General features: G+C 60.2%; 17 protein-coding genes. 9 read left to right on the forward strand and 8 right to left on the reverse strand.

All coding sequences use genetic code 11. The features are described from left to right. From FKV68_RS31265 to FKV68_RS31285, 5 genes are all read right to left on the reverse strand, one after another. Positions 1–1626, reverse strand: coding sequence for a methyl-accepting chemotaxis protein (locus tag FKV68_RS31265; protein ID WP_180942774.1), 1626 nt, complete (start codon positions 1624–1626; stop codon positions 1–3). Further along, positions 1604–2272 (reverse strand): chemotaxis protein CheW, encoded by a 669-nt coding sequence (locus tag FKV68_RS31270; RefSeq protein ID WP_180942775.1) that lies wholly within the window; start codon positions 2270–2272, stop codon positions 1604–1606. Before FKV68_RS31270 ends, FKV68_RS31265 begins: the two co-directional genes overlap by 23 nt. Then, positions 2269–3630 (reverse strand): CheR family methyltransferase, encoded by a 1362-nt coding sequence (locus tag FKV68_RS31275; protein WP_246452725.1) that lies wholly within the window; start codon positions 3628–3630, stop codon positions 2269–2271. Before FKV68_RS31275 ends, FKV68_RS31270 begins: the two co-directional genes overlap by 4 nt. Positions 3631–3817: 187 nt before the next feature. Further along, a complete protein-coding gene (locus tag FKV68_RS31280; RefSeq protein WP_180943981.1) occupies positions 3818–4501 on the reverse strand; it encodes a LuxR C-terminal-related transcriptional regulator in 684 nt (227 codons plus the stop codon). 213 nt (positions 4502–4714) lie between these two features. Further along, positions 4715–7930, reverse strand: coding sequence for a PAS domain S-box protein (locus tag FKV68_RS31285; RefSeq protein ID WP_180942776.1), 3216 nt, complete (start codon positions 7928–7930; stop codon positions 4715–4717). 374 nt (positions 7931–8304) lie between these two features. Here FKV68_RS31285 and FKV68_RS31290 point away from each other — a divergent pair, with 374 nt between their 5' ends. The 3 genes from FKV68_RS31290 to FKV68_RS31300 all read left to right on the forward strand — a co-directional run bounded on the left by FKV68_RS31290 (position 8305) and on the right by FKV68_RS31300 (position 10728). Beyond that, the gene (locus tag FKV68_RS31290; protein WP_180943982.1) at positions 8305–9783 is read left to right on the forward strand and encodes a type II and III secretion system protein family protein; all 1479 of its coding nucleotides are present in this window, start codon (positions 8305–8307) and stop codon (positions 9781–9783) included. Further along, positions 9764–10096 carry a pilus assembly protein gene (locus tag FKV68_RS31295; RefSeq protein WP_180942777.1) on the forward strand — a complete coding sequence of 111 codons (333 nt, stop codon included), beginning with the start codon at positions 9764–9766 and terminating at the stop codon, positions 10094–10096. The genes FKV68_RS31290 and FKV68_RS31295 overlap by 20 nt, the downstream gene beginning before the upstream one ends. An 86-nt stretch (positions 10097–10182) precedes the next feature. Then, positions 10183–10728, forward strand: a complete 546-nt coding sequence (locus tag FKV68_RS31300; RefSeq protein WP_180942778.1) for a hypothetical protein — start codon at positions 10183–10185, stop codon at positions 10726–10728. 138 nt (positions 10729–10866) lie between these two features. On the opposite strand, the gene FKV68_RS31305 is transcribed toward FKV68_RS31300, so the two are convergent. After that, on the reverse strand, positions 10867–11391 hold the full coding sequence (locus tag FKV68_RS31305; RefSeq protein WP_180942779.1) for a tetratricopeptide repeat protein: 525 nt from the start codon (positions 11389–11391) through the stop codon (positions 10867–10869). Positions 11392–12076: 685 nt separating this feature from the next. Here FKV68_RS31305 and FKV68_RS31310 point away from each other — a divergent pair. Then, positions 12077–12433: a hypothetical protein gene (locus FKV68_RS31310; protein ID WP_180942780.1), complete on the forward strand. Its 357-nt coding sequence runs from the start codon at positions 12077–12079 to the stop codon at positions 12431–12433. A gap of 716 nt (positions 12434–13149) precedes the next feature. On the opposite strand, the gene FKV68_RS31315 is transcribed toward FKV68_RS31310, so the two are convergent. Continuing rightward, positions 13150–13377: a hypothetical protein gene (locus FKV68_RS31315; protein ID WP_180942781.1), complete on the reverse strand. Its 228-nt coding sequence runs from the start codon at positions 13375–13377 to the stop codon at positions 13150–13152. Positions 13378–13687: 310 nt separating this feature from the next. Then, the gene (locus FKV68_RS31320) at positions 13688–14152 is read right to left on the reverse strand and encodes a MarR family winged helix-turn-helix transcriptional regulator (RefSeq protein WP_180942782.1); all 465 of its coding nucleotides are present in this window, start codon (positions 14150–14152) and stop codon (positions 13688–13690) included. 125 nt (positions 14153–14277) lie between these two features. Between FKV68_RS31320 and FKV68_RS31325 the strand changes: the two genes are divergently transcribed. From FKV68_RS31325 to cueR, 5 genes are all read left to right on the forward strand, one after another. After that, entirely contained in the window at positions 14278–14652 is a 375-nt protein-coding gene (locus FKV68_RS31325) for a nuclear transport factor 2 family protein (RefSeq protein ID WP_180942783.1), read from the forward strand. Positions 14653–14756: 104 nt separating this feature from the next. Then, entirely contained in the window at positions 14757–15536 is a 780-nt protein-coding gene (locus tag FKV68_RS31330) for an SDR family NAD(P)-dependent oxidoreductase (protein ID WP_180942784.1), read from the forward strand. Between the two features lie 525 nt (positions 15537–16061). After that, a complete protein-coding gene (locus tag FKV68_RS31335; protein WP_180942785.1) occupies positions 16062–16259 on the forward strand; it encodes a heavy-metal-associated domain-containing protein in 198 nt (65 codons plus the stop codon). A gap of 98 nt (positions 16260–16357) precedes the next feature. Beyond that, complete coding sequence (locus FKV68_RS31340) at positions 16358–18880, forward strand: heavy metal translocating P-type ATPase (protein WP_180942786.1); 2523 nt, start codon at positions 16358–16360, stop codon at positions 18878–18880. A 76-nt stretch (positions 18881–18956) separates the two neighbouring features. Beyond that, complete coding sequence (gene cueR / locus FKV68_RS31345; protein ID WP_180942787.1) at positions 18957–19424, forward strand: Cu(I)-responsive transcriptional regulator; 468 nt, start codon at positions 18957–18959, stop codon at positions 19422–19424. Positions 19425–19440: the final 16 nt, after the last annotated feature.

Raw genomic sequence — 19440 nt, forward strand, 5'->3', positions numbered from 1 at the left:
TCAGTTGCCGTGGTCAGCGAGCATTTCCTTCAGCCTCGAGCCCAGCTCGTTCAGATCTTTCGCGGCCTCTTCCGCTTGGCGGATTGCGGATAGATTCTGGCTGCTCGCCTGCTCGATGTAATGCATCGCGTCGTGAATGTGCTTCATGCCCGCCTTTTGCTGGCCCGCGGAAGCGGCGATCTGGGCGACCGAGCGCGCCGAGTCGGCAACGATCGACTCCAGTTGCCGGATCGTTTCGCCCGCTTCGCTTACCGTCTCGAGGGCGCGACTGACGCTCTTCGTCCCATCCTCGGCGCCAATGACCGCCGCATTTGTCGCTTTCTGGATCTCCATCAGAATTCGACGGACCCGGGTGGTCGCGGACTTCGACTGGTCTGCAAGTGTCCTGATCTCACTGGCGACGACACTGAAACCTCTTCCGTGCTCGCCGGCGCGCGAAGCCTCGATGGCCGCATTCAGCGCCAACAGGTTCGTCTGGTCTGCGATCTCGGCGACGACCGAGACTATCTCACCGATTTCCAGACTGTTTTCCGCGAGCGAGAGAATACCCCCGGCTATCGCTTCCGTGCGGGCGCTCACTGTATTCATCACCTGCACCGTGTCGTCCAACGCCCGGCGGCCTTCATTGCTGATCTTGACGGCCTGGTCGTAGGAGGCCGCAACCTGTTGCGCGCGCTGCGCTGCCTGCTCCGACGTCTGTAGTACCTCGTCGACGCTCGTAACCGTCTGGGCGACGGCCGACGATTGCTCACGCATGCCTTCGACCTGTTGGGTGGTTCCGGCGAGGATCTCGGCGGCGGACGATGAAAGGTGTTGCGCCGTTTCCGAGATCATGGCGAGCAGTTCTTCAAGCCTCTCCCTGCCGCTTCGTTCACTGTCGATCATTCCGGCAAGTCTTGCGGTCATCGCATTGAAGGAGTCCCCGAGTATCGCGAGCTCGTCGGTGCCTTCCACAGAGGCCTTCTGCGTCAGGTCGCCGGCAGCGACCTTTTCTGCCGAGCCGGCGAGCGCGCGAGTACGCCGCACGAGGCGGCGCGTGACGCGCAGCACGTGGAGGAGTATCAGAACCGCGAGAGCCGAAAAACCAAGCTGCAAGACCTGTGAGCGCTGGAGCCGCGCGATTCCCGTCTGCTCGATTTGCTCGATCAATTCGTCTATTCGCGCGGCAAAGGTTCTGACCTTTGGGTCGAGCTCATCCAATGCGGCGTGATCGATCGGCGCATCGGCGATGGCTCTTTCCAAAGCGGGCCTCACCTGTTCGCGCCATTGTTGTCGGGCGCGTTCAAGCTGCACGAGGGCGGCAGGATCGGTGGTCGCTTCCAGCCCGAGAGTTTCGTCACCAGTGACCAGACTCGCAAGCAGCCGCTCGTTGCGGCTTATGAGGCCGCGCAACTCTTCGGCAGCGGCGGCGCGAGCGGGGCCATCTGCTCGTTCCAAGCCTCCGGCTGCATGGATCGTCTGGTAGGCAACACGCTCTTTGCCCAGCGAGGACGTCGCCGCAAGATCGGCCCGAACCCGTTCCAGGGCAAAAAAGCTGAACCCGGCAAGCAGGGCCGATGCGGCTACCAACAGCAGCATTGCCAACGCCAATCCGCCATTGAGGCTATTCGCTAGTCGAGGACTCATGGATATCGGTCCTTTCCGCCTGGTCGCTGGCGATGGTCTGCTCGTCCTCAAGAAAGAACTGACGGTCGTTCAATAGAATGTGGCCGTCCAGAATGACCGTCCCGGCCTGCGTCCTTCCGCGATACCAAGCCTTGTTGCCGGGGCCGGGCATCGCCGTGCCGATTTTCTCCGGCGGAAGCATCAATATTGCCGGGGCGGCCTCCGACAGGATCAAGAACTCAGGCTGCGTTCGTCCGCATACGATCGCCCACCCATTGACCGCGCCAGCCCGTCGGGTGAGTTCAAGCAGCCCGCACAGGTCGAAGACGGGAAGCAAGTGGCCCCGCAAATCATAGACGCCACAGGCATGCGGGGGCATACCAGGAAGCGGACTGACGCGTGCCTTCGAAACGATTTCACAAACGTAGCGAATTTCCAGGGCAAACTCGCGATCCGACAGCATGAAGGTCACAAGGCCTACGGCCTGCTCGTCACTCAGTCCGGCGAATGCATCGTCAGCCGATTGTGATGTTTGCTCATCCAGCGGGCGCGCATCTCGTTGTGCCGTCTCCAAAAGCGCTTCCGTCTGCTCTATCGCTGCCGCCATACGCCTTCTGACGGCGGTCCAGTCGACCGGACGAGCGACGGGCCGGGAGGATGTCGTCATAGGACTTCGCTCCCTGAACTTCGCCGGATGTTGCCGATTTCCCGCCGCGCACGCTGCGCGAGTTCTCCAGCCGTCGCCTCGGACATCAGGGCGACGCGTTCGTGCGGCGGACGAGAGATGCAAATCAGGCGCACGTTTTCGAAGCTACGCAGGGCCGCTTGCGAGTCGCTGTTTTTGAGACAGACACCGAGAAAGAATTGCGCGGCTGCTAGTGTGCTGTCCAGATAAACCACGCGTCGCAGCGCCGCGGCAGCCGCGTCGTTGTCTTCGTTGGCCATCTGAGAGAGCCCCTGAAGGAAATGTAGCTCTGCTGAGAGCGGGTGGCTTTCAGTCGCTTGCACAGCAAGCCGCGCGGCTTCGCGAGTCTCACCCAGATCGAAATGCGAGCGGATTTGCCGGGCAATGGCCTTCAGGGTTTCGTCGCCGGGCGCTCGTCGCTGGTCGTCAACACAGACTTGAGCGGGCGGTAACTGCGAAACAGGTTTATGGGGTCGGCCTTGCACGGGGGGCGCGCATGAAGTGGGGCTCCTGGTAGCGTGCTGGGCTATCATGCGCCGATAGACAACGCCCGCCGCCGTGAGCGAAGTTTCAAACGGGGCACACTTCCATAGGGGCGGATCGGTCGGCGCCGTCAGTAGCCAGCCTCCATCGGCGAGGCAGGCGTGTAGCTGGCGCGCAATCCGACGCACTGCGATTGCGTCGAGATAGACCAGGACGTTGCGGCAGAGGATTAAATCGAAGCCAGCCAGGTCTCTTTCGGGTGCCGGAAGTTCGTCTGCACCAAGGCTCAGGTGAGCGAACTCGACCTTCCGGCGCAGTCTTTCGTGCAGGCGAAAACGTTCCTCGCAAGGGGTGAAATAGCGCTTCCTTAGCTTGTGATCGGTATTCCTCAGGGACCATTCGCCATACTCGGCGGCCTTCGCGGTGACGAGCGCCCTTCTGGAGATGTCGGCTGCGCTTATTCTTACATCCTCCAAGAGACCTTCCACGTCACACAGAATCGCAAGGGAGTAAGGTTCCTCACCCGTTGCACAGCCGAGGCTCCAGATCCGGACACGAGAGCCGTCGGACCGCCGTCGCCGCAGTTCGGGGAGGATCGTCTGCCTTATGAGCTGGAATTGATCCGGACCTCGAAAGAAATGCGTTTCGCCGACCGTGATCGCTGCGATCGCATCGTCGGTCAAATCCTCGTCCAGCGACAGCCGGTCGAGAAACGACCGGCTGTCGCCAATGTCGCGCAGCACCATGAGCCGCGCGATCGATGACGCGACGACCTCTTTTCGGGATGCTGGAAAGCTGAGGCCGAGCCTGCAGGCTACCTGTTCAGCGAGGTTTGATGACTGCGCATGCACTGTCACCGGGCACCCCCTTGCTCATTTGCCGGGCAGGCACGAAGCGGGGATTGGGTTGAGCTGGCTGTCGGAGCAGGCTGGCGCATTTGGTTCCACGTTTATTTCGGTACTGTCGTCACTACGTCCTGGCATGCATGTGCGCTACTCGTCCGGATGGCTTAGACGGCGGCCTAGCCGGCCGGACTATGTCGAGCTAACTTTCGGTCATGGGTAACAGGCGGGCCCCTGCGGCGGCCGCCTCCTGGCGGTTTCTTACCCGCAGACTACGGAAGAGTGCTGCCATGTGGATCTTCACGGTGCCTTCGCCGAGTTTCAGCTTGCGGGCGATTTCCTTGTTCGAAAAACCCTGCACGAGGAGGAGGAGGACCTCTCGCTGCCTTGGGGTAAGGAGTTCGATCGTGCGATGGGCGCGTCCGTCCTGGTGTCCCCGGGAGGCCTGGGGCACCTCTGCCTCTTCGGAAGGAGAGGCGCGACCCGCTATGGACGGGGGTACGTAGACAGCGCCGTTCAGAATCGCGCCGATTGCATCGGCAACATCGCTTGCGCCGAGGCCCTTTGGCACATAGCCGTTTATCCCGGCAGTGAGGGCAGACAAGATATCCGACCGGCGCGATGATGCCGAGACGACGACGACCTTTAGATCCGGGTGGATGTCGCGCACGGCTGCAAGGCTGGCTATGCTTTGCATGCCGGGCATCGCCAAATCGAACAACGCCAGCGATATGTCCGCTCGCTCACTGAGCCTTTCAATCGCTTCATCGAGCGACCCGGTTTCAATGATCTCCGTGAAGTGCAGTTTGCTCTTCAGGATGAAGCCAAGGGCGATCCGGAAGAATTCATCATCATCGGCAATAAGTGCGACGCGTGAGGCGTTCATTACTTTTCCTCGCCGGTTGTCTGGCGCTTGCGGGCCATCAATTCGGGCCCGCTGGCGGTTCTGCAACTAACGATCGTCTCGGCGAATGCGTTCCCGTGTTTTGCTTCTCAACGTGCAGTAGCCTCGTGATTGCGCCACACACGCGTCATGACGCGTAGGGTTACGTGGTCATGTATGGCCCACAAAGCGGTCGCGATGCATGCCGCGCGGCCTTCAAAGCGAGCCCTTGATCAAGCTGGAGATTTCCGCTGCAGGCACGGGGCGCGAAAAAATAAAGCCCTGAACCTCATGGAACCCTTCCGCATTCACGATCGCCAATTGATCCTCGGTCTCAATGCCCTCGATCGTCGTGGTCATCCCGAGGCTCTGGCCGAGCCCTGCGACGGCTCTCACGATTGCAAGTGATTCCTTCCCGTGCGGAAGGTCGCGGACAAAGGCTTGATCCACCTTGATCTTGTCGAAGGGAAAAGTTCTGAGGTAGCCAAGCGACGAATAGCCCGTTCCGAAATCGTCCATTGCGATTTTTACACCAAGGCTCCGCAAGTCGTGGAGCACTTGGATATTGTGTTCATTCTCGTCCAGCAGGACTGATTCGGTGATCTCCAATTGCAGGCGCGCTGGATCAAGCCCAGAAGACGAGAGGGCATCGGCCACTGCGTTGACGAGATTGCGATGTTTGAACTGGACCGGTGAGAGGTTGACGGCGACGCTGACATGCTCCGGCCATTGTGCGGCTTCACGGCAGGCTTCGGCGAGGATCCATTTGCCAATCGCCACGATCAATGCAGTTTCTTCTGCAATGGGGACGAACTCCGACGGAGCAATCATCCCTCTTTCGGGATTGCGCCACCTCAACAGCGCTTCGCATCCCGTTACACGCCGTGACTTTAAGCTGATCAGCGGCTGATAATGCAGTTCGAATTCGTTCCTTTCGAGGGCGTCCCTGAGTGCAATCTTCATCTTCTGGTGCGCCTGCAGTTGCGCGTGCATGGCCACATCGAACCGTCGATAAGTCCCCCGACCACTTGACTTGGCATTGTAGAGGGCTATGTCGGCGGCCTTGATCAATTCATCCGCGGAAGTTCCGTCATCCGGTGCAAAAGCAATTCCGACGCTCGCTCCGACAGTCGCGCTCACATCCTCAATGATGAAAGGCTCGGAAAGCGTGTCGATTATCCGTTGGGCGACGCGAAAGGCCTCATCATAGGCGCCTGCTGCCAAGTAAATGATGGCAAACTCGTCACCCCCGAGGCGGGCTACAATATCCGTCGCTCTTACAGACTCGACGAGTCGCGAAGATACCTGACGCAACAAAGCGTCGCCTGCCGGATGCCCAAGAGTATCGTTGATGGCCTTGAACCCGTCGAGATCCAGGCACAGCACCGCTATGCGCTGAGACGCGTGCCTCTCGCCTAGCGCCCGATCGAAGGATTCGCGGAAGAACATTCGGTTTGAAAGCCCGGTCAACATATCGTGCCTTGCCATGTGGGCCATCTGCTTCTGGGCCAGAAGCTTGTCCTCCTCTGCCCGACGGCGCTCGGTTACATCTCGGCAGAAAACAGAAATGCCGTCTTGCGTAGGAGATGCATTTGCCTCGATCCATTTGTCGAGCGACGGCAGGTAGTCTTCGAAGAAAGATCGGACGCGCCGGCGCATGACTTCCTGGCAGCGCTTGGCAAAATTCCCCTTCGTCTCTTTGGGGAACAGCTTCCAGAAGACTCGTCCGAGCGTATCGTCTCCGATGTTAAATAGCCTCTTTACGTTCTCGTTTAAGTAGCGAATTCGCCATTCGGCATCGAGAAGCATGACACCATCCATGGTGCTCTCGAGAACCGAGGATAGCTGATCCGCCGCGGCTTCCGCTCTCCTTTGCGCGCGAGCGATTTCCTCGCTGACGCGCTTCGCATCGGTGATGTCGCGCCAGATCGTAAGCATTCGGACCGGCTTTTCTTCACTTCCCATTATGGGGGCCGCGATGACGTCCATGCATCGTTCCGTGTCCTCGGCATCGCGCACTGAGATCTCGAAGCGGGCCGTCTCGCCGGTTTTTACTTTCGTCCAACCCTTGAGAACCTTTTGTGCGTCCGCGTCACTGCCGATAACGTCCCATGTCGTTTTCGTAAGCGGATCCCCCTCCCCGTGGCCGAAGAGGCGCCGGCCAGCCTTGTTCATCAGCAACGGGCGCCCTTCCAGGTCGAGCACGCGTACACAGTCGGGACTGCTGTCGAAGATACTTCTGATGAAGGCCTGCGCTTCCTGTTGCGCGATCTCAGCGGCTCGACGTTCCGTGATGTCGAGAATGGACCCCACGTATCCGAGAAAGGTTCCATCGGCGGAAAAGCGGGGCTGGCCGACATCTATCACCCACGCCCAGCTTCCATCAGCCCGCCGCAACCGATACTCGCTGCGGACTGCCTCTCTTCCCGCGGCAGCACCGAAAAATGCCCGCTGCACCTTTTCCTGGTCATCGGGATGGATCACATCCAACCAGCCGAAACCGAGCGCTTCGACTTCCGTTTGGCCGGTCGTCTCCAACCACAATCGATTAAAGAAGCTGGTGTCGCCCGTCGGGCCGGCTACCCAGATCATAACCGGGGCGTCGTCAGCAATCGCTCGGAAGCGCGCCTCGCTTTCACGCAATGCATCAAGGGCTCGTCGCCTTTCATGGATATCCTCCAGCACACCGTACCAGCGCACGATTTCTCCAACGCTGTTACGCTTGGCGACTGCGCGGGCTCGGAACCAGTGATGATGACCAGTTGCGGTCAAGAGCCGGAATTCGATATCGAGCGGCTCTCCGCTCGATAGGGAACGTTGCCATTGCGCGTGGACCATGCCGACGTCCTGCGGATACACGGCTTTTGCCCATCCATGTCCGAGCGTCTCGTCCTCGCGCAATCCGGTAAGTTCGGTCCATCGCGGCCCGACCTCCAACACCTCGCCCCTGGCGTCAGCCGTCCAGGGAACCTGGGGATGCAACTCCACGAGCGACCGATAATGCTCTTCGCTGGCACGCAGCGTTGCTTCGATCTTACGGAGGTGTGTGATGTCCACGATTGCGGCGACCAGGAACCTCTCTTCCATTGCGCCGACCGGTATGCGCACGCAGCGCTTCTTGGTCAGCAGCGTCCGTTTGGCGCCATCCGGTGTCGTGATTTCCTCTTCGAGCTGCCGGTCCTGGCCGGTCGAAAGGACGACGCTGTCGAGCGCAACAATCCTGTCGGCTTCCTCGCGTGGCAAGAAATCATAGTCGGTGCGTCCGAGGAGCTCATCGCGCGTTCTACCCATAAGCACGCATGCTTCGCTGTTTATAAAAACAAATCGCGACGCCTCGTCTTTGACAATCACCGGTTCGGCAATGCCATCGACAAGATACTGAAAGAAGTCATACGACTTCTTCGGCGAACGTTCGGGAATCGGAGCGTTCATCCCACGGCTCTTCGACTGATGGCGGCAGGCCCCTTCCGCTGCAGTCGAGCCCCGCCTGGTTGTGTTATCCGGATTAACTGATCTCGACCGCAAGTAGTTCCCGTGCGGTAGTCGTCAAGCCCAGTGATTGTGCCGACGGACCGTTCGTGGCCAGGACCGCGGCGCGCAGGATCGACAAGGCGTGAGGCGGCGACGTCGCGAAAACAGTTAGAGATTGCAACTGAAATGCGCCGTTACCCTTGCCGGTAGAGCCGAAATGGGCGACCGTTCTCCAGCGCGGCTTCGCGTAAGGGGCATCGAGTCGGGTTGAGGGGGGAGAATCAAGGTGCGGCTGTGCCGCCGAGCGGTGAGGACGAGCGGGAATGCTAATGAATATGACCAGCGGGTTGGCGCGAGCCGGAACCCGTCCGGCGTTGACGGCGATGATAGTCGCCTGCACGTTATCGAGCCCCGATCTCATTGGTACAGCGCACGCCCAGGAAGAATTCGTGAGCCTTACAGGCACCGTGCAGCACGTGACCTTAGCGCCGAACGACACGATGACGATCAGGACCGGCAAGTCCTTCGGCGACCTCGTGATAGGCAGCGCTGAGTTGATTGATGTCGTGCCCCTCTCCGAGAGGTCGCTGTTCATCCGCGGCAAGCAGATCGGCACCACCAATATCTCGGTCTATGATGATAACAAGGCGTTGATCGGCGTCATCGACATCCGCGTCGCCAGTGACTTCAGCGAAGCGGCGGCCGCGATTCGTTCCGCGGCACCTTCAGCTAGGATTCGGGTGTTCAACTCCAACGATCGCATCCGGCTAACGGGTGTGGTGCGTGACGCGGTCGAATTGCAGCGGGTGCTCGAAATCGCCCAGTCCTATTCAGAACAGCCGGTGTTGAACCAATTGCGCGTTGCCGATTCCCAGCAGGTCATGCTGGAAGTGCGGGTGATCGAGGCCTCGCGCCAGACCGGCCGCGACCTCGGTATCGGCTGGTCCGGGCAGGGCAAGAACGGCATCGGCAAGGCCACGACGAGCCAGGGCATCGCCGTTGATGATGATGGCAACCTTGTCCGCACGCTTGAAGACGCCGCGGGCGCGGCTACCGGCATGCAGCCCTTCGGGCAGCTGATCGCCAAGGTGCTGGAGATTGCCGGCGGCCGGATCGACGTCGTCATCAATGCGCTGGAGCAGAAGGGCCTCGTGCGCCGGCTGGCGCAGCCGAACCTGATCGCCATGAGCGGAGAGACCGCGAGTTTCCATGCCGGCGGCGAGGTACCGATCCAGACGACGGTCGCGAACGGGGCGACGGTCGCAACGGAAACGGACTACCGGCCCTTCGGCGTGCGGCTGACGTTCACGCCCGTCGTGCTCGACGGCGGACTCATCAACCTGAAGATTGAGCCCGAAGTTTCGGAACTCGACACCTCGATCAACGTCAACGGTAATCCCGGCTTCATCTCGCGTGCGGCGAAGACGACGGTCGCGCTGCGCGATGGGCAGAGCTTCGCCATGGCCGGGCTGCTGCAGTCCGTCAACGCCAAGGACATCCAGCAATTGCCGGGGCTGGGACAAATTCCGGTGCTCGGTGCGCTGTTCCGCTCTACGAGCTTCCAGAAGAGAGAATCGGATCTCGTCATCGTTGTCACTCCGCATATCGTGCGGCCGGCCGCGCCCGGCGAGGACCTTTACAGCCCGCTCGACCAGACGCGCTCGTCGAACGACGTCGAGCTTTTCGCTCTCGGCCTGCTGGAGGTCGACAAGGACATGCTGCGCCGGTTTCGCAACGGCGAAGGTGTCAAAGGGCCCTATGGCCATCGTCTCGATCTCGACGTAGGAGGCGCGCATGCCCTTTCCAAGAAGTAATCGCGCCCTTCTGCTCGCGGGTGCCGCAACACTTCTTTCGAGCTGCGCCGACTACATGAACCACAGGGATTCGATCACCTTCGGGCTCGGAAACGCGATGGAAGCCAACAAGGGCATCCATACTCAGGATCCATTTCCACGGGTGGCGCAGAACACACGCATCCCCGGCGATGGCAAAGTGATTTACCGGGCGATCCGCACCTATCAGGGCGAAGGGGCTGGCGCCGCACCGGCGCCCTCAGCGGTAATTCTTCCGACCGCCACCCCGTCCATGGGGACAAACGGCACGTCCGGCAATGGCGCGGAAAACTGACGTGATTGCGCATGTCGAGGGAGAAATGCTGGGCCCGAAAAGCGGAGATGCTTTTGGACTTCAGCGCGGCTGCGGCGGAGGAAATGATGACCAACTCGGCGAATGTGGAAATCGAACCCGGCGATGCGAGAGGCTTACGAGCGGCAAAGGCGCGAATGAGCAACGCGCCGTTCATTGCCCTGGCCCTGCTTTTCCTCCCGCTGAACGCCGGCACGCTTCTCTACACGGCCAAGAACGCAGCAGATGTCCGTGAGAGCCACGAAACGCTCGCTGCGGTCAAACGGTCCATTGACAGTCTGAGGCTGCAGATCGACAAGCAAGATCGCAACATCGGCAGGGCCGACGACGCTGCGCCTATTCGCCAACAGGTCGAGAGATTGGTGAAAGACCTGTCCGCCCTCAGCGAGCAGATGCGTTCCGGCTTCCTCGCTGCCGGCGGCTCCGTTATCTTGAGCGCACCCGGTAAGGGAGTGACGCAGCGCCTCGATCCTTCGCAGCAGGCGCGCTCTGGCGCTACAGCGGATGATGGCCAGCCGGCAATCGATGCCGAGAGCCCCTCGGTTGCCGACCTGCCGCGCTATGAGCGATCCGTTTCGCCGGAGGGCAAGCTGATCCTGCGGAAGGTGCAGTAGCAACCCTCCGCGCTTGACCTTAGGTTCCGCAGCGCCGCTCTTCCAGGTTCAGCGATGTTAAGTGCTGTGGCTGCGAAATCCGAAATTTGCGGCTGCCAACTGCTTGCGCCCGCGCGCGCCACTGCGACTTACGCAACGTCATCGCTGCGCGAACCTGACGCTGTTTTTCATCAGCTCGAGGTTTCTTGCCGTCGTCTCATTGGTGGGGTCGAGTTCATACGCCTTCAGGAAATAGCGGCGGGCGGTCGGCAAGTCGCCGCGCAGGAGATGAGAATAGCCGATGTTGTTGTAGTAGACTGGGCTGTTGCCAATCATCTTCGACAGCTGCTGATACGCCCGATCCGAAGTGTCGAATCGACCGATCATGTCGGCAGAGGCTGCGAACCCGAGCCAAGCGGCAGGATCCGCCGGAAAGACGACTACGGCACGTTTGTAGATAGCGTAGGATTTTCCGTAGTTCTTTTCCTTGAACTGCAGTTTGCCCGTCGTGATCAACTCATCGTTTTTGTAGAAGGCGACGACCGAATCGTCCTCCAGGGTTTTGGCGCTGTCGCCGAACGCCGCGAAGTCGTCCAGCGCGGCCGATTGGCAGCCAGGCAGGATAAGCGCGACCAACAGCAATGGCCGAAGACGAAGGTGTGAGCGAATTCGACGTGCTAACATTCATTCCCCCAAAACACGGGCCTATCGTAGCTATACCTTGGCCGGTGCTCACGGAAAATTTCGCACGAAAGCAGCCAATGACGCTGAATTCGAGCAACGCGTCGCTTTAGAGACACATGATTCCGATTGCCGTTGCAATCGCGTGGAAGAGTTGCACGGCCGGCGACATTCCTATGCACGCTTGAGCGGATTTCTATGTCTTCGGCGGTCGGTCGCCTGCAGGGCTCCTCTGGTAGGATTGAGCTGGCCGCTTCCCGCGCGGAGAAATCGCGCATCGAACCGGCGGGTGCTCGCGGCAGCTCTGAAAAGCCTGGCAACAATAGTCGCCGTCTTCACGGCGTGTGGCGGGCTACTGCCAGGCGCAGGCCGATGGAAGACCAGACATAGGTCCATCGCCGCTATGGGGTCGGCAGAGCCACCTGACGGACTAGGCCAACCGGGTGACCCTCTCCGGCAGGGCATCGGCCAACCGGCCGAATGAATCAAAAGGTTTAATGTAGTCTATATCAGAGGCACAGCGCCGGCGGAAAACGAAAGGCATCCGGACCGACCTATGATGCCGCACTTGGCGTCGCGCAATCCCAACCACTGAAGGATCGACCAACGGAGGATCTTCTCTTCTGCTTCGTCCTTCGCGCGCGACGTGCCGATGCGAGAAAGTGGCCGCGACGTTGGAGGGCAAGAGATGAGCCTGATTGAATGGTTTTTTGGTAAGCCGGAGACTTCCAAGAGCGTGACAGTGCTGCAGGGCAGGCCGGTTCTCACCGGGGCGTCGATCAAAATGGTTCCACGGGTAGTCGCGGTCGAGCCGAAGGAAGCAGAGCCGGAATTCAAGGAGAACCGGGACCGCTTTCTGTTGGGTCAGACTCTGATCGACACCCTCGTTCCCTACGCGAGGAACCCGGCCCCCTTCTCCACCCACGAATTGCGCTATTTCACCAACCAGTGGATTGCCGCCATGTCCGGGGATGACCGGAGGGTCCTGTCCGAAATCCTCATGCGTAACAGGGGCAAACGCGACTTCAACAGGAGGAACAGATGAGCGGATACGTGAAGGAGCTAGAGAAGGGGCAACGGGATACAAGTTGCCGAACTGCCCGGAACGACATTTAGCTTCTGCTGTGGTGTCCGGATGCACAAGCAGTTTCCGACCCTTTTTGACGTGTGATCGTATGCGGTCTTCTGTTCTTCGCCGATGAGGGCCAAAGGGATCGCCGAGCGGCCTGAGCCTGTGCGGTGTCGCTGCGCCGAACACCATCTATAATGGGCATAAAGGTCCGGGAATATCCGATCGCGCCCACCAGTTAACCAATGAGTCTACCGAAGTCAGCTGTCCTGGGCGCACGGCAGCGTGCCGTGCCCTCTAGGTTAAGGGGCGTGCTCGCCATCAGGGTTTGGCGCCGGCGCCTCTCTTGTGTCCCGAGGCGAATTTTTGCGTTCATCGGACTTTGGTGCCGATTCCTGAGGGTCGGGACGATGGACGGGCCGCGCTTTCGGAGCGTCCTTCTTGGGCGGAATAGCAGCTTGCTTGGTCATGGTTCGTTGCTCGCGTTTGCGACAAGAAGAACCGCTCAGCAGAAGCAGGGTTCCAATCGAATACGAGATCTCGGCCTTGTGGTGGCCTCGACACGAGCTCACTCGGCTACCGTAGCTGGGCTCGAGTCCGCGCCCGCGGTAGCGGACTCACGGTCTCGTGGAGAACTCGCGCCGCTCAGGCGATGGAGCTAGCAGGACAGCGCTGGTCCTAGGTAATTTCCCCTAACCTTGCGGAGCAAGGCTTGTCCGGATGCCGGCCTCGGCAAAGCGAGTTAACTGTATCTGAGTTGCCTCCTCGGTATAAAGAACGTGAACAGGGCGACCGCTGGCCGTGAGCTTTTCAGCCTCCCTAAAGGCTTCTTCGAAACTGACGGGAATTGCATCGGTGGCGGTGGAGGGATCGTCCTGTTCCAATACATAAAACCTGGCGTTTCGGATATCAGTGGTCATCGGCGCTCTCCTTTCGCGCAACAATAGCTGGCGAGCGCGATAGTTCCGGATGACACGGATTTATCCGACGCTACACCACCGCCGACAGCCAGGAACCCGCAACCGGCTCGTCGGCCTCATGTCTCTCCGCGCCAGCGACCGGGCAATGCCGATGATCCTCCAGCGGAGGTCGGATCCTCCTGATCCGGGCAACGCTAAGCCCGATCTTGAGGCCGTCGCCCCGCACGCGCTTAGCGCCAAGTTTCCTTAAACGCTGGCTTCCCCCAGGGCGCTGACGATAGTCGTTCGGAAGTTCCCGCACATTTCATTCTCAGTTGCGTAGCTTGTTCCCGTCAACGCCGGTAGTGATTTGATCCAGATTTTCGATCAGCCGAGTGAGTAAAGCGACGAGTTGAACGGCTTCTTCTTCGGTGAACCCATCCATTGCGTCGCGATTTCCTTTGAACAAGGTCTCAATTGCGTCCGGCAAACGTGCCTGCGCGGCCCTCGTCAGGACTATGCGGCTGCTTCGCCGGTCGTCCGGGTGAGGGGTTCGCTGGATCAAACCATCCCGTTCCATTCGCGCGAGCATTTGTGCCATCGGCGGTTGCTCGACCTTGGCGAAGCGGGCCAGATCGCGTTGCGTGCTTGCTTTCCCGTTCTGCAGCGCGATTAGCACCGGCAAGTAGCCGACGCCGAAGCCGAGCGGTTTCAGGCGTGCCTCGCTTAAACGGGCAAAGCCCCGCGCTGCAAGACTGATGAGATGCCCCGGCGTAGAAAGCACGTCATTTTTCATCCTCCGTATATCCTCTCTCGTGGTTGACCGATTTATATACGTGCATATATATCTCGGCAGGCGGACTTGCAAGTTCGGCTCCCCGCCGCCCAATGAGTCCGGTTAACCCATTTCGAGGAAACGATATGTCCGAAACTCCCGTTGAAATTATCAAGCGTATCTACGAGCGCTTTAACGCCAGAGACATCGACGGTGTCCTCTCCGAGCTTGCCGATGACGTCGCCTGGGCGAACGGCATGGATGGAGGCCACGTTCATGGGCGTGAGGCTGTGCGCGATTATTGGACACGGCAATGGGCTGTTGTCAGTCCCCATGTTGAACCGGTGGCGTTTCGTACAACGGATGATGACGTTGCTGTGGAAGTGATCCAGTCCGTATTCGATCTTGATGGCCAGCCGCTAAAGGGGCAGACCCATGGGCTGAAGGACAAGACGGTGATGCACATCTTTCGCATGGAAAACGGTAAGATCGCCCGTTTTGATATCAGGGATGCCCCGTGAGCCTCTCGCAAAACGACGTTGGCCATTAGAGAGTCTCGGGCCTGGCCCCACGAGAGTGGCTGCTGGACTTTGCCGTCGGCTGAATACGATAACGGAGCTAAAGCATGAATGAACCGAAGGACAACGTACGGCTTGCAGGCAAGACCGTAATCATTACAGGTGCTGGCACCGGGATCGGTGCTGCGGCGGCGCATGCATTTGCGCGGGAAGGCGCGAGCGTGGTCCTTGTTGGCCGGCGGCACGATGTTCTCGAACAGACAGCCGTAAGCATCAAGGCGAAAGGCGGGACATCCTTGGCCATAGCTGGGGACGTGTCGCGCGCGGACGATGCCAGGCGCATCGTTTTGGAAACGGTGCAGCATTTCGGCCGATTGGATCATCTGTTCAACAACGCCGGCATTCAGGGGAATGGCGCTCCAATCGTGGAGATGACGGAGGAAGCCTTCGATGAGATCATCGCCATCAACCTTAAAGGCGTATGGCTGATGACGAAATATGCGCTGCCATCAATGCTGAAGAACGGCACGGACTGCGCGATCGTCAACACCTCGTCGTTTCTCTCGACAGCAGCGACGGCCGGTACGTCAGCCTATTCGGCCAGCAAGGCGGGACTTGATGCGATGATCCGGGCGATCGCGCTAGAGGTCGGTCCGGCTGGAATCCGCATCAACAATATCAATCCCGGCGTTATCGACACGCCCATGTTCCGGAAACATGGTGATGAAATCCGTGCTCCCCTGGCCGCCAAGGCGGCATTGAAGCGACTCGGAACGCCGGAAGACATTGCTGACGTGGCCGTATGGCTCTGCACTGACGAAGCCCGCTTCATCACCGGTCAGTCGATCCTCGTTGACGGTGGTTTCACCATCCCTGGGCCACGTTGACGCACGGTTTCATAAACGGTGCTGTGACCCCGGATAGCTCCTCCATCTGATGCTAGAGCCCTGTTGTCCGGCATTTAATTATGAGAATTCTGCACCAAACATTTTCAAATGCATGGTCCGATCCCGGGCAAGCTCCCGCGCGCCGGCGTCAAGGGACATGGTGCGCGTCGCCGACGCCCGCATGAGCGGCACCGCCCGCGGCACGATCGTCAATGCCGTGGGCACCAGCATTCGGCAGCTATGACCGCATCAGGATTGATTGGATTATTGCGCTCATCTAATGCGAAGTTGCGGTGCTGCAGATGCAGCCGGCAGCACCATTAAATGTGGCAAAATCGCGGGCAAGCCTGAGCGCAACAAGACTCGTTCAGAACTCTTTGGTTTTGCATCATCTTTTTTGGCTTAGCTTCAACTTAGATTTGGTTCATCAACTACCCAGCAGCAGAAATTTCTTGTGCTGTGCCCTTGACCTTCCAACGATGGGAAGCCCCATGTTCCTCTCATCACGAAGCCAAGGAGACAAGCATGCAACGCTACAAGATTGACGAGATGAGCTGCGGCCACTGTGTCGGCACGATCGAAAAGGCGATCCGGACGATCGATCCGGTGGCCAAGGTCGACGCGAATCTCGGGACGAAGGAAGTGCGTGTCGAAACGACCGCAGACCGCGGCGTCATCGTAGAGGCCTTGAAGGCAGCCGGTTACGATAGTCTGCCGCTGTAGAGGGTTCGGCGCCGGTCGCCCGATTACCCACCGGGCGATCGTCCTTACCGTTTCAATGAAATGATCTAGTTCGCAGACGCATTGCAAGGAGCGCGATCATGGGATCCGCGACGATAATCCAAACAAGAAATGCCGAACCGATTGCCGGCACCGCACGTGCGGCCAGCATTGCCGTGGAGGGCATGACCTGTGCCTCCTGCGTCGCGAGAGTGGAAAAAGCCATATGCGCGGTTCCGGGCGTCATGTCGGCTTCCGTCAACCTCGCGACGGAGCGGGCCGATATACGCTTCGACGCGGCAGCGAACCCCGCCGATATCGTCAAGGCAATCGAGAATACGGGTTATGGGGCCTCTGAAGAGCGGATCGAGCTCGCGATTGACGGCATGACTTGCGCATCCTGCGTCGCCCGCATCGAGAAGGCGCTCAGGGTTGTGCCTGGAACCCTGGAGGCAAACGTCAATCTTGCCACCGAAAAGGCTGCGGTTCGTGTCGTCAAAGGGCTTGCCTCCGTGGACATGCTGGTCGAAGCCGTGCGTGGCGCCGGCTACGACGCCAAGCCCATCGCCGACAAGCGGGATATCGACCAGGAAGCGGAGAAACGCGAACGCGAAGGCCGTCGCCTGAAGCTGTCGCTTGCGATCGCCGCCCTTCTCACTCTCCCTATCTTCGTGCTGGAGATGGGATCGCATTTCGTTCCGGCGATCCACGATTTCGTCATGATCCGCATCGGCATGCAGGAAAGCTGGTATCTGCAGTTCGTGCTCGCATCGCTCACTCTCTTCGGGCCGGGTCTTCGCTTTTTCCAGAAAGGCGTTCCGGCGCTATTGAGAGCGGCCCCGGACATGAACTCGCTGGTCGCGATCGGCGCGTTTGCGGCATGGAGTTACTCCGTGGTTGCAACCTTTGCGCCCGGCCTGCTGCCGGTCGGCACCGCCAATGTCTACTATGAGGCGGCGGCCGTTATCGTCACGCTGATCCTGCTTGGCCGTTTTCTTGAAGCACGCGCCAAAGGTCGTACGTCGGAAGCAATCAGGCACCTCATGGGGCTGCAGCCGAAAACGGCCCGCGTCATCCGCAATGACGAGACGGTGGAGATTGCGATTGCCGATGTGCGTGCGGGCGACGTCGTTGTCGTCCGCCCCGGCGAAAAGATCGCCGTCGATGGCGTGGTCGTCGAGGGCAGTTCCTATGTCGATGAATCGATGATCACCGGCGAACCGGTCCCCGTTCAGAAAACGGACGGCGCGGACGTCGTCGGCGGTACGATCAACAAGACCGGGGCCTTCAGCTTCCGCGCCACCAAGGTCGGAGCGGACACTGTGCTGGCGCAGATCATCCGCATGGTCGAACAGGCCCAAGGTGCGAAGCTGCCAATCCAGTCGCTCGTCGACCGCGTCACCGCCTGGTTCGTGCCCGCAGTCATGGCAATCGCCTTTGCAACGTTCCTCGTCTGGCTCGTCTTCGGCCCGGATCCTGCGCTGACCTTCGCGCTCGTCAATGGCGTCGCGGTCCTGATCATCGCCTGCCCTTGCGCGATGGGGCTCGCAACGCCCACCTCGATCATGGTCGGCACCGGCCGTGCCGCCGAAATGGGCGTGCTCTTCCGAAAGGGAGAAGCATTGCAGACGCTACGCAACGCCGAAATCATCGCGATCGACAAGACCGGTACCCTGACACGGGGCCGACCCGAACTGACCGATCTTGAAGCGGCTGCGGGCTTTGAAAGCAATGCTGTCCTTGCCCTCATCGCCAGCGTCGAAGCACGCTCCGAACACCCGATCGCGGAAGCCATAGTATCCGCGGCAAGGAACGCGGGTTTGACGATCGTCGAAGCGGAGCAGTTCGAAGCGATCCCCGGTTTCGGCACCCGCGCCAATGTTTCCGGCCACACCGTCCATATCGGGGCCGACAGGCTGATGGCGCGCGAGGGTATCGACGTCACCGTCTTCGCCGATCACGCCCGCCGCCTCGGTGACGAAGGCAAGAGCCCGCTTTACGCCGCGATCGACGGCAAGCTCGCGGCGATCATCGCCGTCGCCGATCCGATCAAGGAGACGACGCCGCAAGCGATCCGCATGCTGCATCAGCTTGGCCTCAAGATCGCGATGGTCACCGGCGACAACCGCCGCACGGCAGAGGCGATCGCCCGCAAGCTCGGCATCGACGAGGTCGTCGCCGAAGTCTTGCCGGACGGAAAGGTCGCGGCTCTGATGCGGCTCAAGGCGGAAGGGCGCAACGTCGCCTTCGTCGGCGACGGCATCAACGACGCGCCGGCGCTCGCGGCCGCCGATGTCGGGCTGGCAATCGGCACGGGAACGGACGTCGCCATTGAGAGCGCCGACGTCGTGCTGATGTCCGGCGACCTCCTCGGGGTGCCGAATGCCATCGCACTTTCGAAGGCGACGATCCGCAACATCAAGGAGAACCTGTTCTGGGCCTTCGCCTATAACGTGGTGCTGATACCTGTCGCCGCCGGCGTGCTTTATCCGGCCTATGGCGTGCTGCTTTCGCCCATATTCGCGGCCGGTGCCATGGCGCTTTCCAGCGTCTTTGTGGTCGGCAATGCGCTGCGTCTCAAGCGGTTCAGAGGCCTTTCGCGGGAATCTGCCGCTGGTCGATAGCGCGGGCGCCATTGGCGCCCCGCGAGCGAAACTCCTATATCAGCGGCTACGCTGCCGCCAGAAGAAGGGTGATGTCATGAATATCGGCGATGTCGCGCGCGCCTCCGGCGTTTCGACAAAAATGATCCGCTACTACGAGACGATCGGCCTTATTCCCCCGGCCAGCCGCAGCGAATCCGGTTACCGCAATTATGGCGACAACGACGTCCATACGCTGCGCTTTATCCGTCGTGCTCGCGATCTTGGCTTCACGGTCGAGCAGATGGTGGATCTGCTGGCGCTCTGGCGCGACCGCTCGCGCGCCAGCAGCGAGGTCAAGAAGATCGCGCTCGATCAAGTGGAAATCCTGGAACGCAAAGCCGAGGAATTGAAGGCGATGAGCCGGACGCTCAAGCACCTTGCCACCCATTGCCACGGCGACGAACGGCCGGATTGCCCGATCCTCGACGATCTTGCCGAAGCGGATGTAAGCGCCGACAAGGTCCCGGAACCCGCCCGCTTCGGCCGAAGCGGAGTTGACCCGGTGCGGGTCAAGTCACGATGATCTATTGCATATGTCC

Source organism: Sinorhizobium mexicanum (assembly GCF_013488225.1).
Taxonomy (GTDB): Bacteria; Pseudomonadota; Alphaproteobacteria; order Rhizobiales; family Rhizobiaceae; genus Sinorhizobium; species Sinorhizobium mexicanum.